The sequence below is a fragment of the Microcystis aeruginosa NIES-2549 genome (assembly GCF_000981785.2).
In the GTDB taxonomy this organism is placed as follows: Bacteria; Cyanobacteriota; Cyanobacteriia; order Cyanobacteriales; family Microcystaceae; genus Microcystis; species Microcystis aeruginosa_C.
On record NZ_CP011304.1, the window covers coordinates 3,184,853 to 3,198,066 of the forward strand.

General features: G+C 39.4%; 14 protein-coding genes. 5 read left to right on the forward strand and 9 right to left on the reverse strand.

Annotation, left to right across the window (positions count from 1 at the left end; all coding sequences use genetic code 11):
• Nucleotides 1–98: 98 nt before the first annotated feature.
• The 3 genes from myaer_RS15650 (at nucleotide 99) to myaer_RS15660 (ending at nucleotide 4,061) form a co-directional block, all read left to right on the forward strand.
• Nucleotides 99–1,700: a B12-binding domain-containing radical SAM protein gene (locus tag myaer_RS15650; RefSeq protein WP_046662777.1), complete on the forward strand. Its 1,602-nt coding sequence runs from the start codon at nucleotides 99–101 to the stop codon at nucleotides 1,698–1,700.
• A gap of 192 nt (nucleotides 1,701–1,892) precedes the next feature.
• On the forward strand, nucleotides 1,893–3,308 hold the full coding sequence (locus tag myaer_RS15655) for an ABC transporter substrate-binding protein (protein ID WP_046662778.1): 1,416 nt from the start codon (nucleotides 1,893–1,895) through the stop codon (nucleotides 3,306–3,308).
• A gap of 27 nt (nucleotides 3,309–3,335) precedes the next feature.
• Nucleotides 3,336–4,061 (forward strand): WecB/TagA/CpsF family glycosyltransferase, encoded by a 726-nt coding sequence (locus myaer_RS15660; RefSeq protein WP_046662779.1) that lies wholly within the window; start codon nucleotides 3,336–3,338, stop codon nucleotides 4,059–4,061.
• Nucleotides 4,062–4,070: 9 nt separating this feature from the next.
• On the opposite strand, the gene ureG is transcribed toward myaer_RS15660, so the two are convergent.
• The 4 genes from ureG to psbP form a co-directional block, all read right to left on the reverse strand.
• Entirely contained in the window at nucleotides 4,071–4,664 is a 594-nt protein-coding gene (gene ureG, locus myaer_RS15665) for an urease accessory protein UreG (RefSeq protein ID WP_002792251.1), read from the reverse strand.
• 175 nt (nucleotides 4,665–4,839) lie between these two features.
• On the reverse strand, nucleotides 4,840–5,427 hold the full coding sequence (locus myaer_RS15670; RefSeq protein WP_046663808.1) for a Maf family protein: 588 nt from the start codon (nucleotides 5,425–5,427) through the stop codon (nucleotides 4,840–4,842).
• Nucleotides 5,428–5,555: 128 nt separating this feature from the next.
• Complete coding sequence (locus myaer_RS15675) at nucleotides 5,556–5,966, reverse strand: hypothetical protein (protein WP_046662780.1); 411 nt, start codon at nucleotides 5,964–5,966, stop codon at nucleotides 5,556–5,558.
• 281 nt (nucleotides 5,967–6,247) lie between these two features.
• On the reverse strand, nucleotides 6,248–6,796 hold the full coding sequence (gene psbP, locus myaer_RS15680) for a photosystem II reaction center PsbP (RefSeq protein WP_046662781.1): 549 nt from the start codon (nucleotides 6,794–6,796) through the stop codon (nucleotides 6,248–6,250).
• Between the two features lie 62 nt (nucleotides 6,797–6,858).
• Here psbP and myaer_RS15685 point away from each other — a divergent pair, with 62 nt between their 5' ends.
• Nucleotides 6,859–7,641, forward strand: a complete 783-nt coding sequence (locus tag myaer_RS15685) for a tetratricopeptide repeat protein (RefSeq protein WP_046662782.1) — start codon at nucleotides 6,859–6,861, stop codon at nucleotides 7,639–7,641.
• Between the two features lie 74 nt (nucleotides 7,642–7,715).
• On the opposite strand, the gene psb34 is transcribed toward myaer_RS15685, so the two are convergent.
• On the reverse strand, nucleotides 7,716–7,895 hold the full coding sequence (gene psb34 / locus myaer_RS15690) for a photosystem II assembly protein Psb34 (RefSeq protein WP_002740432.1): 180 nt from the start codon (nucleotides 7,893–7,895) through the stop codon (nucleotides 7,716–7,718).
• Nucleotides 7,896–8,291: 396 nt separating this feature from the next.
• Between psb34 and myaer_RS15695 the strand changes: the two genes are divergently transcribed.
• Nucleotides 8,292–8,882 (forward strand): ScaI family restriction endonuclease, encoded by a 591-nt coding sequence (locus myaer_RS15695; RefSeq protein ID WP_002759004.1) that lies wholly within the window; start codon nucleotides 8,292–8,294, stop codon nucleotides 8,880–8,882.
• On the opposite strand, the gene myaer_RS15700 is transcribed toward myaer_RS15695, so the two are convergent.
• The 4 genes from myaer_RS15700 to myaer_RS15715 all read right to left on the reverse strand — a co-directional run bounded on the left by myaer_RS15700 (nucleotide 8,879) and on the right by myaer_RS15715 (nucleotide 13,192).
• Nucleotides 8,879–9,928, reverse strand: coding sequence for a DNA-methyltransferase (locus myaer_RS15700; RefSeq protein WP_012265570.1), 1,050 nt, complete (start codon nucleotides 9,926–9,928; stop codon nucleotides 8,879–8,881). The two genes, myaer_RS15695 and myaer_RS15700, sit on opposite strands and share 4 nt — an antisense overlap.
• A 236-nt stretch (nucleotides 9,929–10,164) precedes the next feature.
• Complete coding sequence (gene trpS / locus myaer_RS15705) at nucleotides 10,165–11,175, reverse strand: tryptophan--tRNA ligase (RefSeq protein WP_046663809.1); 1,011 nt, start codon at nucleotides 11,173–11,175, stop codon at nucleotides 10,165–10,167.
• A 60-nt stretch (nucleotides 11,176–11,235) separates the two neighbouring features.
• Complete coding sequence (locus myaer_RS15710) at nucleotides 11,236–12,549, reverse strand: dolichyl-phosphate-mannose--protein mannosyltransferase (protein ID WP_046662783.1); 1,314 nt, start codon at nucleotides 12,547–12,549, stop codon at nucleotides 11,236–11,238.
• A 16-nt stretch (nucleotides 12,550–12,565) separates the two neighbouring features.
• The gene (locus tag myaer_RS15715; protein WP_046662784.1) at nucleotides 12,566–13,192 is read right to left on the reverse strand and encodes a Uma2 family endonuclease; all 627 of its coding nucleotides are present in this window, start codon (nucleotides 13,190–13,192) and stop codon (nucleotides 12,566–12,568) included.
• Between the last annotated feature and the right edge of the window lie 22 nt (nucleotides 13,193–13,214).

Consider the following 13,214-nt stretch of genomic DNA (forward strand, 5'->3'; position numbering starts at 1 on the left):
AAAACAAGAGGTAACAAGTCTCCCCTTTCAAGAGAATGAAAATTAAAAGCTACTGAAGACTACTGGTAGTCACTGATAACTGATAACTGATAACTGAAATGACCATCTTACAAGACGAAAAACTACTCTTTACTCCCGCAATACCCCACAGTGATGCCCTTAGAACTATTTTTGCCTTTCCTAATCAGTATTCTGTGGGTATAACCAGTTTAGGTTATCAAATTGTTTGGGCAACTTTAGCCCTGCGATCGGATATACAAGTTAGTCGTTTATTTACGGATTTTCAAGAATGTTTACCCCGTTATCCCGAATTAGTCGGCTTTTCCTTTTCCTGGGAATTGGACTATGTTAATATCCTCTCGCTGTTAGAATCTTTAGACATTCCTTGCCACAGTCATCAACGGCAAGATCAGCAAGCGATAATTTTTGGAGGTGGACCGGTTTTAACCGCTAATCCCGAACCTTTTGCCGCTTTTTTTGATGTAATTTTATTGGGAGATGGTGAAAATTTAATTGCTGATTTTATTAATGCCTATCAAGAGGTTAGAAACGCCGATCGCCCGACAAAACTCCGTCATTTAGCCCAGGTTCCGGGGGTGTATGTTCCTAGTTTATACACCGTTAATTATGATAGTCCTGATGGCGAAATTACGGCAATTCTACCCATAGATAATAATATTCCCGCCTTTGTTAGTAAACAAACCTATCGCAGTAATACCCTTTCAGCTTCTACGGTGGTGACAAAACAAGCGGCATGGGAGAATATTTATATGGTAGAGGTGGTGCGAAGTTGTCCAGAAATGTGCCGTTTTTGTTTAGCTAGTTATCTAACTTTACCCTTTCGTACTGCTAGTTTAGAATCTTTAATTCCCGCCATTGAAAAAGGTTTAAAAGTGACCGATCGCCTGGGTTTATTAGGTGCTTCCGTCAGCCAACATCCTGAATTTGAAACCTTACTTGATTATCTTTTTCAACCAAAATTTGAGGGAGTTAGACTCTCGATCGCTTCAGTTAGAACTAATACTGTCACGGAAAAATTAGCTAGAATTTTATCCCTAAGAGACAGCAAATCAATTACTATTGCCGTAGAAAGTGGTTCTGATCGCTTGCGGGAAATTATCAACAAAAAGTTAGCCAATGATGAAATTATTCAGGCTGCCATTAATGCTAAAGCGGGCGGTTTAAAAGGTATAAAACTCTATGGTATGGTGGGAATACCGGGAGAAGAAACCGAAGATATTGGCGCAACTGTGGAAATGTTAATAGCCTTAAAAAAAGCCGCCTCTGGACTGCGAATTTCTTTCGGTTGCAGCACCTTTGTGCCTAAATCTCATACTCCTTTTCAGTGGTTTGGAGTTAATAAAATGGCCGAAAAAAGATTAAAATATCTAGAGAAACAATTAGGTAAACAGGGCATAGAATTTCGTCCAGAAAGTTATAATTGGTCGGTGATTCAAGCCCTATTGTCTAGAGGAGATCGCCGCTTAAATTCCCTGTTAGAATTAACCCGTGGCTACGGAGATTCTTTAGGCAGTTATAAACGGGCTTTTAAGGAACTAAAAGGACAAATTCCCCCTCTAGATTATTATGTTCATCAACAATGGCGTTTAGAACAGGTTTTACCCTGGAGTCATTTACACGGTCCTTTATCCTCCAATGTTTTAATAAAACATTTAGAAGATTCCCAAACAAAAAGGTAAAGTATCGCTAATAAGCTAAGACGCATTTAAACAATGTCTTGACTATCAAACCCCAAATGAGGTATTCTATCAAGGTAGGCTGGGTATTGGTGCCATTCAGACTTGAATTAGCCCTATTAAAAAACCAAAAATGTTACTTTTATTAACATAAATCTCGATTAAACCATTAATTTAATCTTAGTTGATCAGCCCATGAGCCAGAAAAATGAGACCGTTACCCTGCTTTTAGCCCTGCTGATTACCCTAATATTTTTTGGGGCTGGTAGTTGGTGGTTATACATTCTTTTTCAAGAAAGAAAGAACCCAAACAATCTTTCTAACATCGAGAAAATATCACCCGGGCAAAAATCGATATCGGCACAAGCAAGATTTAGTCAAGGGGAAAACTTATTAGTAGTTGAAGGGGCTTCTTCTGACAAACAAGCCGCCATACAGGCACTCGGAAAAGGAGACTTTCAGCAAGCAGTTTACCTCCTAGAAAGATCCCTGCAAACTAATCGAAATGATCCCGAAGCTCTCATCTACTTAAATAACGCCCGTATTGGTGAAGCTAAGTCCTATAGTATCGCCGTTTCCGTGCCAATTGGGGGCAGTGTCAACACCTCCCTAGAAATTTTACGAGGAGTTGCCCAATCTCAAAATCAAATCAATCAAGCCGGGGGAATTAATGGCACTCCTTTAAAAGTTCTCATTGCTGATGATGCTTATAATCCCGAAATTGCCGTTCAAATTGCCCAAAAATTAGCGGCTGACAACAGTATTTTAGGAGTAGTAGGACACACTAGCAGTGACACCTCTTTAGCGGCGGCGGCTATCTATCAAAAAGCAGGATTAGTAATGATTTCCCCCGTCAGTACCTCAGTTAAACTCTCCAATTTTGGTGACTATATCTTTCGTTCTGTTCCCAGTGATTTTGTGGCGGCACGGGCATTAGCCGAATCTAGCTTGCAAAAAAATCCTAACGTCAAGGCAGTGGTATTTTTTAACTCCCAAAGTAATTATAGTCAATCCCTAAAATCTGAATTTATCACCGCTTTAGGATTAGGAGGAGGTCAAGTGGTGAGTGAATTTGATCTATCTTCCCTGACTTTTTCCCCGTCTAAAAGCCTCCAACAAGCTCAACAGGAGGGAGCAAATCTAATCGCCCTTCTTGGGGATAGTGGTACCCTAGATAAGGCTTTGCAGGTGGTTCACATCAATGGTCAAAAATTACCGATTGTGGCGGGTGATGTCGTTTATAGCCCCAAAACTCTGGATGTAGGCGGAAAAAATGCCCTGGACATGGTTGTGGCTGTCGCTTGGCATTTGGCGGCTAATCCGAACAGTCCTTTTGTGAATAATTCCCGCCAATTGTGGCAAGGAGACGTAAATTGGCGCACTGCCACCGCCTATGACGCTACCCAGGCTTTAATCGCTGGCATTAAGGCAGAATCTAGCCGAGAGGGAGTTAAACAGGCGTTAAGAAGCAGTGATTTTTCTGTGCCTGGGGCGACTAATCCAGTGCGATTTTTACCGTCTGGCGATCGCAATCAATCCGTGCAATTAGTGGTAGTTAAACCCGGTTCTCGTTCTAGTTTTGGGGTGGATTTTGTGCCAATTTCTCGATAAAATAAAAACTAAATCAAGATGAATTATATGTTAGAAACTCCCCCCAAATATTCTGTTCTTGGTTTACCGGTTCATCTCCTCGATAACTACAGTCGTTGGTTAATCGATCGCCTCTATCAAGGTTTTGGTTCCCACGTTGTCACTCTCAATGCAGAAATGGCAATGTTAGGAGAAAATGATGCTAAAGTAGCCCAAGTTATTCGGGAAGCAGATTTAGTTATTCCCGACGGCGCGGGGATTGTTATTTACTTAAAATTAAGGGGCAGAAAACAAACCCGCTGCCCCGGTATTGAATTATCAGAATCCTTAATTACTGAGTTAGGAATGCAGGGAGAAAGTTCTCCTATTGCTTTTTTTGGTGGTAAACCGGGGATTACGGAAAAAGCGGCAAGTAATTGGCAGAAAAAGATACCTAATATCCGTATTCTGGCTAACCACGGTTATCTATCTTCCGAGGAAATGTCCGATTGGATCGAGGTGTTAAAAGATCAACAACCTCGGTTAATTTTAGTTGGTTTGGGAGTACCCCGACAAGAATATTGGATTAGGGAACATCGCCATCTCTGTCCCCAAGCTATCTGGGTAGGTGTGGGGGGCAGTTTTGATATCTGGTCCGGGATAAAAATCCGCGCCCCTCGCTTTTTCTGTGACAATAATTTAGAGTGGTTGTATCGACTATATCAGGAACCTTGGCGCTGGAAAAGAATGTTAGCTTTACCTAAATTTTTCTGGCGCTCTCTTTTTTATTCCTAGCAATAGTTATTATAAATTCTTTTCGATAAAGGCAATCACTCGCTCTAATCCTTCCCGTGTTTTCAAGTTGGTGAAGATAAAGGGTTTATCCCCGCGCATCTTTTTGGCATCTCTATCCATGACCCCTAAATCTGCCCCCACCATCGGGGCTAAATCTATTTTATTGATTACCAATAAATCTGATTTGGTGATACCAGGTCCTCCCTTGCGAGGGATTTTATCTCCGGCTGCCACGTCAATCACATAGATGGTTAAATCTACTAATTCGGGGCTAAAGGTTGCCGCTAAGTTGTCACCACCACTTTCCAGAAAAATTAGCTTTAAGTTAGCAAATTTTCTCTCTAACTGTTCAATGGCAACTAAGTTAATTGAGGCATCCTCGCGAATAGCTGTATGGGGACATCCTCCCGTTTCTACTCCTAAAATTCTTTCCGGGGCTAAAGCTTGCGATCGCACTAAAAATTGGGCATCTTCTTGAGTATAAATGTCATTGGTGACTACGGCGATCGGATATTGATCCCGCAAATTTTTACACAGAGCATCGAGAAGGGCTGTTTTTCCTGAACCCACCGGACCGGCAATTCCCACGCGCAAGCAAGACATAGTTTTTTCGGGAAAAAGTGAAAAGGAAAGGGTTAAAAATTTTGGGGCTATCCGATAGAAAAAAGAGGGGTTCGCAGGGCGACACGGATTCCCATTATAATAAAAGGTTAACACAAATCTGAGAATTTGTCAAGCCCTTTTGTCAATAAATTTGGGAAAATTATCAGCCAAAAGATCACCAAAAGTCAGTGATTTGGTAGCCAAAATCCGTTAACATCTGCCTAAATAGGGGTAAACTTAAACCGATAACATTACTGTGACATCCCTCCAATCTTTCTATGAATAAACCCCCCTTTCCTTCTAAGGCAAAACAGCCGGCACATTTGAGGGGTTCTTCGGTGTCAACGTAGGCAATAATTGTTTCATCGCTGATATTGGCAAAGTGAACTTTAGTAATCCCACAACGAGTCAAAGTTTGATGATTAACTCGATCGATTAAAGCATGACCTGTATAGAGTGTACCCACCTGACCACGCATTTTTTGCCAACGCTCGATCGCTTCTGATTTATCCTTGGGTTTGCCATAGACTTCCCCCGCTACTTCTAAGACGGAATCACAACCAAGAATTAATCCTAAATCAAATTGGGGGGCGATCGTTTGCGCTTTACATTGGGCTAAAGTTTGGACAAGATGGAGAGTATCATCGGCATTAATTGTCGATTCATCAAAGTTACTCACTCGCACAATCGGATCGATTCCTACCATTTGTAATAGTTTTTTACGCGCGGGAGAAGCGGAAGCAAGAATCAAGGGAATAGACATAAGTTTTAAAGGAAAAAGTAAAAAAGTTAGGTAGGGTGGGTTAGGCAATGACAAATTATTAGAATTAATTATTAATTGATCTATTGGCCGTAACCCACCATCAGTTATCAGTTTTTTAGCTATTTATGCTAAGAATTGGCAGGATTTTCGGGGGGAAAATAACGATCTAAAATCTCAACCATGCGGGATTGTCTTCCTTCATTGTCAAATCGATTGTAAAAATCTGACTGAACCTCATAAAAATCCGACATCGATCGAGTTAATTGTCCTAGCAGTTGATCAAGTCCCTGTCTGTCTTTTTCCCATTCTTTTTTAGACTGAGCAAGACTATTAGTTAACGCTTCGATCGATTTGGCGTTAGAATTAGCGATCGCTCTAGTTTCTTTTAATCCCTGATTGGTTTCCTGTAGTCCTAATTTAATCTCCTGTAATCCTAATCTAATCTCCTGTAATCCTGATTTAATCTCCTGTAGTTCTGTTAGGGTATTTTCAGCAAGAGATTCGAGTCTATCTAGTCTATTTTCTTCCGAGTTACTCATATTCAGTTATCAGTTATCAGTTATCAGTTACCAGTTATCAGTTACCAGTTATCAGTTACCAGTTACCACTTCCCCACTGATTACTGACTCAGTAAGTAATCTCAATTAATTGTTAGATAGTGGGACAGGCTTCTGGTTCTTTGTATGTTATCTTTAATTGTAACCGGCTACCTAGTTGATGATAGGTGGTGCGTTACGACGGATTTTTACCTTTAAGTCAAAGCGGTGATTTTTGCCGTCTAACGCACCCTACATTTTACTATTGCCTGTTGCCAGTTTCCCTAACTAACCGAGAAAGAATCAACGATAGTTTCAAAGAGTTCTTGAATTTGCGTCCAACGTTTTTGGGAAGTGGAAAGATTAAAAGAATAGAGTTTATTATTATTAACCGTGACGCTGGCCAGATTATGACGTTCTTGGCCGTTGGCTAATTTAACTTGATATTCGAGGATATAATAATCTTGACCGTCGATTTGATGAGATTCTGAGCGAATTAATTCTACTTCCTTATCGAGATTGGGGTTAAGACTGTTATTTTTCAGGAGACGATAGCCAACTTCCGAGGGTGTCCCTAAATCTGTTAAGGTTTTATTGTCGGGAACGGGGTTGATAATAACGCTTAAATTTTCGCTCGTTTCGATCAGATCATGAAAAACCACATCTACTCCCGCAACTTTTTTCACCTCCACCTGCGTCCAACCCTTAGGATATAAAAATTGATAGCCTTGGCTGCCACTGGTGTATCCTTGCAGTCCAGCGATGGGAGTTGTACAACCGGTGAAGAGGAGGGTGGTAATTAGGAGGAAAGTCGCCAAAAGAGATTTAATCATGATATTTTGACCTGTAAGTAGGGCTGTTTAATTTTACCTTGAATTGTTTAGGTGAACGGATTATGAAAATTAAGAAAAAATTGACAATTATTATGGCTATAGCGACTTTTTTACTGACTATCTCTCCCCTAAGCGCTCAAACTACCGCTAACCCCGTCAAGGCTGTAGAATTTTATAATCGGGGGGTGGATCGTTTAACCGCAGGGGATTACTCAGGGGCGATCGCAGATTTTACTCAAGCTCTACAATTAGAACCGAAGGATGCCGATGCTTACTATAATCGCGGCTATGCGGAATTAGTTCTCGGCCAGTACGAGCGAGCGATCGCAGATTATACCCAGACCTTGACAATCAACCCCAATTATGTTAATGCTCTCGGTAATCGTTGTTATGCCTATTATCTGACGAAAAAATACGAGGCAGCGGTGGAAGATTGCACAAAAGCGATCGCTTTAAACGGAAATTTTGCTGATTTCTTTATTTATCGCGGTAATGCTAAGGATGACTTGGGAAGACACGCAGAAGCGATCGAGGATTACACAAAAGCTTTGAGTTTACAGGGAACCAGAGGACAGGATCGCATTTTCTATAATCGCGCTCTAGCCTATAACCGAGCCGGACAGCAGGAAATGGCTTTAAGGGACTATGATGAGAGTCTGAAAATCAATGCTAATTTTGCCGAAGCGTACCACAATCGGGGTTTAACCCATTATAAATTGGGAAACAGGGAAAAAGCGATCGCTGATTTAGAGGCGGCGGCTCGTCTAGCGTTATCTCAGGGTAAACAGGGGACTGCGGCTAAGTCTCAGTCAGCAGTGGCATTAATTCAGGGTCAAAAGCCTTAAAATCGGGAGTAGTTGTGATATTAGCACTAAATAGGAGTGAAAGAGGCTAAATCGCAACTACGAGGGACTAAATTTTAGCCAGCTTGGGATGCGTAAAAAGCGACGGCTAACAGTCCACCCACAAGTGTGATCGCAGCAACACCCCAGAAAATATAATTACGTTGTTGCGATTTAGTCGGGGGATCCGCTTGATAAACTTTCGGTTCGGCGGCGAAATTATTTAAGCGTCCACCTTCTTCGTTTGTATAAGGCATAATCAAAACCTCAAATATGACAATTTTTCAGGAAAAAGATCCTCTTATTACAATAGTACAACATATTAGTAACCGAGTCGGAGATGTGGGAAATTCTCACGGGGATAACAATTCTTAGTCTTGGGGTAACTGCCGGACTCTGCTACTTTTATTTGCGATCGCAATTTCAAGGATTGAAACTGCGAAAACAACTTAAAAAAGGCTAATCATACTAAATCCGTTTTTAATACTATGATTAACTCCCAAGTTATGGATTGTTTTTCCCTGCTCCCTGATCCAGCGTTCCCCACTCTCCTATACCTTTTAAACAGAATTTAGTATTAGGTGTTGGGATAGGGGGAGGTGGTTGCGTTAATATTAGTTACTGTATCTAATAACGCCGGAAAAAAACTATAGATGAATTCTCCCTATGCAGATGTCTCTCCTAGTAATTGGTTATCTATCACCCAACGACTTGTGGAAAGACATCCCCTATCTACCGATGCAATTGTTGATGTTGTTTTAACATCTTGGCAATCAATTTTTAATTCTCAGTTAGGTACAAAAGGTTTTAGAATTGGTAGGGATATCTTCCCTAAACCTCAAATTATGGGTTTTCTACTTCATGAATTAATTCCTTTAGAACTAAAAGCAAAATATCCCGATTTCTGGAGAGGAGATATCAGTATATCTGATAAAGATATTGTCTATATACCTGATGACTTTTTTTCAATTGAAGTCAAAACCTCCTCTGATCCTAGACATATATATGGCAATAGAAGCTATGCTCAAAATTCTAATAACAGCAAAAAAGGTAAGTCTGGATACTATTTAGCAGTTAACTTTGAGAAGTTTTCTAATACTACTAATCCTCAGATTAAACTAATTCGTTTCGGTTGGATTGATTCTGGGGATTGGATTGGGCAAAAGGCAGCTACAGGTCAACAATCGCGTCTTTCCTCTGACGTAGAAAATTATAAATTGCTCCAATTGTATCGAAAAATCTAGAATAACGAGCCTTGAATATAAGTATTGCTTCTTTCTTTTTTAAATCTTTTAAATCTCTCTGCAGCTATCTCGCAATAGTCTGGTCGAATTTCAAAACCCACAAAAATTCTTCCTAATCCCAAGGCCGCTATTCCTGTAGAACAAGAACCAGCAAAGGGATCAAGAATTATTTCTACCGGATTAGATGAAGCTTGTATAATTCTCTCGACAATTGCTAAAGGAAATTGTGCGGGATGTCCGGTTCTTTCCTTAGAACTGCGCTTTTCTCCTGTAGTGACTTTAGGAACTTCCCACACATCAGAAGGATTTTTACCGAGGGGATTACAACGATATTTACCATTTTTCTTTTGATTGGGATACTTAACGTTAGGGTCACGAATATTATCTAAGTTAAAAGTATATTCTTGGCAATTTTTGAGATAAAAAAGCCATTTTTCATTGCGAGGACTAAGACGATTTTTTGTAGAAACACCTGCCCCATATTTCCAGACAATTTCTTGTAAAAGATAAAAGGGAGACTTATCCCAAAGAAGATAGGGAATCGGAACACATAATCCCTTTTCTGGTACTTCTAAATAACCAACATTTAGCCACAAAGCACCGTTATCTTGAGTAATCTGATAAATTTGCCGCAGCCAATTAGCACACCAATCAACATAGTCATTGATTGAAAGAACTCGTTCATATTCTTTGCCAATATTATAAGGTGGTGATGTAACAGTGAGGTCAATTTTTATGTCACTATGAGATAGTTTAGACAAAAAGTCTGTGGCATCTCCTTGATAAAGAATAAAGCCGTTGTCCGAGTAAAAAGGTTGACCAAGATGACTAACCAGAATTTCTTTAAGAAAATTAAATTTGTTGGCTCTATCTTTTTCTAACTCTGGAGAAAATGGCTGTAGTAAGGAGGAAGGAGCAATCTGAGTTGATTGATGATCAACAATTCCCTCTGCTAGATAAGAGTTTTGTTCCTTGCTGGCAATTGGACGAGACTCATCTTCCCTAGACGATAGTTTTTTTTGTTTCCGCTGGGACTCTACAACCATAATCTCAAAGGACAGGTAAGTATTTTGATAGTTTTAATTATGCCCTTATTTTAGCAAAATATCACTGGAGTTGTGCTTAATTTAATAACTTTTGTAATCATTCTCCTTCCCTTACCCTGGATGGGGGGGGTAAAACCCCACCAAGAGTTAAAGATTGACTGATAAAGCAGCGAGTTTTCCTTGAAAAATCTCAACTGAGTAGATTGATAATTAGGGTATGCACCCGAAAATTATCCCTAAAATGGTGGTAAATAACCCATGGCATTTTTGACTCGATCGAGAGTTTGATTGGCCACCGCTTCTGCTTTGAGACGACCTTGCCGCAAAACCGTGGCTAAATAATCTTTATCCTCTCTAATTTGAGCGTATTTTTCCTGAATAGGTTTCAGAGATTCTATGGTAACTTCTGTTAACATCGGTTTAAATTGTCCCCAACCTAAATCGGCACATTCTCCCGCGACCACCTCTTTACTTTTTGCCGATAAAATGCTATAGAGAGTTAATAAATTATGGCATTCGGGACGCTCCGGATCATCGAAACTTAAACCCTTAACTAGATCGGTTTTACAGCGTTTAATTTTCTTGGCAATGACATCGGGACTATCGAGAATATTAATCCGACTCATCTCGGAAGGATCGGATTTAGACATTTTATTCCGGCCATCGGTTAAACTCATCACCCGCGCTCCTTCCTTGCGGATCATCGGATCAGGAAGTTTTAAAATTGGTTGTTTCGGTTGTCCAAAAAGATGATTAATTCTAACGGCTATATCGCGGGTTAATTCTAAATGTTGTTTTTGATCTTCTCCCACGGGTACTTTATCGGCATCGTAGAGTAGGATATCGGCAGCCATCAGTACGGGATAATCGAGTAAACCTGTGCCAACATTTTCCCCCTGTTTAATCGCTTTTTCTTTAAATTGAATCATATCGGTTAACCAATTTAAAGGGGTGATACAATTCAATAACCAAGTTAATTCCGTATGGGCCTTAACGTGGGATTGGACAAAGATAGTCGCATATTCTAAATCAATTCCGCAGGCTAAATATAAAGCGGCAATTGCTAAAGTATCCTCCGCAAGAGTGGCGGGATTATGGGGAACGGTGATCGCGTGTAAATCGACCACACAAAAGAAATTATCGTAGTCTTTTTGTCCCTCCACCCAATTGCGGATCGCACCGAGATAATTGCCTAAATGTAAATTGCCGGTTGGTTGCACACCAGATAAGATTCTTTGTTTACCCATAACTCCTGCGATCGCTTTTTTCATGATTTTATTGTATCAGTTTTTGCCGCTAATTTCATCCTAAATCCAATTGGGAAAAATCATTCTCAGATAATAATCCAGCACTGACAGGGGAATGCCTAAATAAATTGGTAGCCAATGGATAAAAGCAAAAATTATCAAAATTATCAGCAAGCGCGAGACATTTTTATAAATAGGAGTGGAACTTTCTAAACCATCGGCTAACAGCCAAGCTAGAGCAATCCAAGTGAAGCTATAGGCAGCCATATAATGATAGAGAAAGGTACAGCGACCAATTTTTAACCAGGGCAGCAGATTGGCAATATAGTTACAGATAAGATAGGCGGAAATTACTCGCTCTTTTCGGTTAAATAATCGACTAAAAACCACTAGAATCGCTCCCGTAGAAAACCACCACAAAAACGGATTTCCCATAGCGTGAACATCATAAATTTTATCACCTAATCTCTCAAAATAATAAGCCACAGGTCGCCCCATTACTAACCAACTATACCAGGGAGAACAATAGGGATGAACATCAGATTGATTACCTTTTATTCTCTGATGAAATGACCAAATTTCCTGATGTACTTGCCAAAAATTATATTGATGGTTGACGAGAAGATGCGGTATCCACAGCAAACTATAGGTGACTAGGGGAAAGACAATTAAGGCGATAAAAATGTCCTCTAATCTCAGGTTAGTTGCCTTTGTCCAAAGATTATCTTTTGACTGCTCTTGATTCAATAATTTTATTAACCAAGCAATACCGATAAAAATAAATATTCCTAGTAAAAATCCTAAGCCATTCCATTTAATATTTGCCGCTAAACCGAAAGAAACTCCTGATAATAATAGCCAATTGAGTTTCTGATTTTTCTGGAGTGCTAATAAAAAAAATAATTGTCCAGACAAACCGAATAAAATTAAGTAAATATTATTGAGAGCATAGCGGGATTCCACCAGAAATAATCCGTCTAAACTAGCGAGGAAAGTTGTGATTAAAAATACAGTTTTTCTCTGGGTTAATTGATAAGCAATTCCCCCAATAATTAGGGGAATAAAAGAACCAGTCAAAGCATTTAACCAGCGATAACTAAAAGTTGAGCGCAGGGAACCTGTTAAATTATTAATGGTTTCAGGATCGGCAGGAAAATGGGAACCAATCCAGATACTAATAGCAATTAAATATTGACTTAACGGTGGATGAGACTGGAAAAAATCTTTACCGATTAGATATTCATTGCCGTATTTAGCATAATAAACTTCATCGAAAACAAGTGTATTAAATTGACTGAGATTCCAGAATCTTATTGCCAGAGAAAATAAAAATATCCCTAGGATAGATAGGTTAAATTTTACTTGAGAATTCATGGAAAAATAATAGTTATTATAACTGGGAATTTTCTGTTAAACGCGAGCGAAATTCTTTGACGGCAAGACGGGGATTAGGATGGTTAACATATTCGGCTAATAATTCTAAATTTAAATCTGGTAATAAAGCACTTTTAGGGATTAAAATATATTCGCCATTCTCTTGCAAAGAATAGATTTTTAACTGATTATCTTGCCAAAACCAAACCTCTTGAGTTCCCAATCTTTTATAAACTTCTAAAACTTTCAGGCTGCCACTGGTTAAGATTATTTCTATCGCCAAATCAGGAAACTCTTTTTCTGTAAATAAACAAAAACATTCATCTGGTTCTTTTCCCGCTTCTTTTTCCTGTTTTCGCAAAGTGGTGGAACCTAATCCCCAGAAATCAATTTCAGCATATTCTAAATAAACTTCTACCAATCTACCGATATTTTTTTTGCTAACTTCGTGACGACGACTAGGAGCCATAATTTCTACCATTCCATCTAAGTAAGTAATGCGATAACTGGAACTATCTTCTAAATGTTTTAAGAGGGTTTCGTACTGTTGCCAATTAACCCCAGAAATTAACATTCTTTGTTCAGGATCATTAGCTTTTAACTCGAAATCTTCTAATCCTTGTAACAGAATCGTAGTCATCATACAATTAATTACCTCATCTATC

Coding starts and splice junctions, on each gene's coding strand:
- myaer_RS15650 (WP_046662777.1), top strand. CDS start 99: ATGACCATCTTACAAGACGAAAAACTACTCTTTACTCCCGCAATACCC.
- myaer_RS15655 (WP_046662778.1), top strand. CDS start 1,893: ATGAGCCAGAAAAATGAGACCGTTACCCTGCTTTTAGCCCTGCTGATT.
- myaer_RS15660 (WP_046662779.1), top strand. CDS start 3,336: ATGTTAGAAACTCCCCCCAAATATTCTGTTCTTGGTTTACCGGTTCAT.
- ureG (WP_002792251.1), bottom strand. CDS start 4,664: ATGTCTTGCTTGCGCGTGGGAATTGCCGGTCCGGTGGGTTCAGGAAAA.
- myaer_RS15670 (WP_046663808.1), bottom strand. CDS start 5,427: ATGTCTATTCCCTTGATTCTTGCTTCCGCTTCTCCCGCGCGTAAAAAA.
- myaer_RS15675 (WP_046662780.1), bottom strand. CDS start 5,966: ATGAGTAACTCGGAAGAAAATAGACTAGATAGACTCGAATCTCTTGCT.
- psbP (WP_046662781.1), bottom strand. CDS start 6,796: ATGATTAAATCTCTTTTGGCGACTTTCCTCCTAATTACCACCCTCCTC.
- myaer_RS15685 (WP_046662782.1), top strand. CDS start 6,859: ATGAAAATTAAGAAAAAATTGACAATTATTATGGCTATAGCGACTTTT.
- psb34 (WP_002740432.1), bottom strand. CDS start 7,895: ATGCCTTATACAAACGAAGAAGGTGGACGCTTAAATAATTTCGCCGCC.
- myaer_RS15695 (WP_002759004.1), top strand. CDS start 8,292: ATGAATTCTCCCTATGCAGATGTCTCTCCTAGTAATTGGTTATCTATC.
- myaer_RS15700 (WP_012265570.1), bottom strand. CDS start 9,928: ATGGTTGTAGAGTCCCAGCGGAAACAAAAAAAACTATCGTCTAGGGAA.
- trpS (WP_046663809.1), bottom strand. CDS start 11,175: ATGGGTAAACAAAGAATCTTATCTGGTGTGCAACCAACCGGCAATTTA.
- myaer_RS15710 (WP_046662783.1), bottom strand. CDS start 12,549: ATGAATTCTCAAGTAAAATTTAACCTATCTATCCTAGGGATATTTTTA.
- myaer_RS15715 (WP_046662784.1), bottom strand. CDS start 13,192: ATGATGACTACGATTCTGTTACAAGGATTAGAAGATTTCGAGTTAAAA.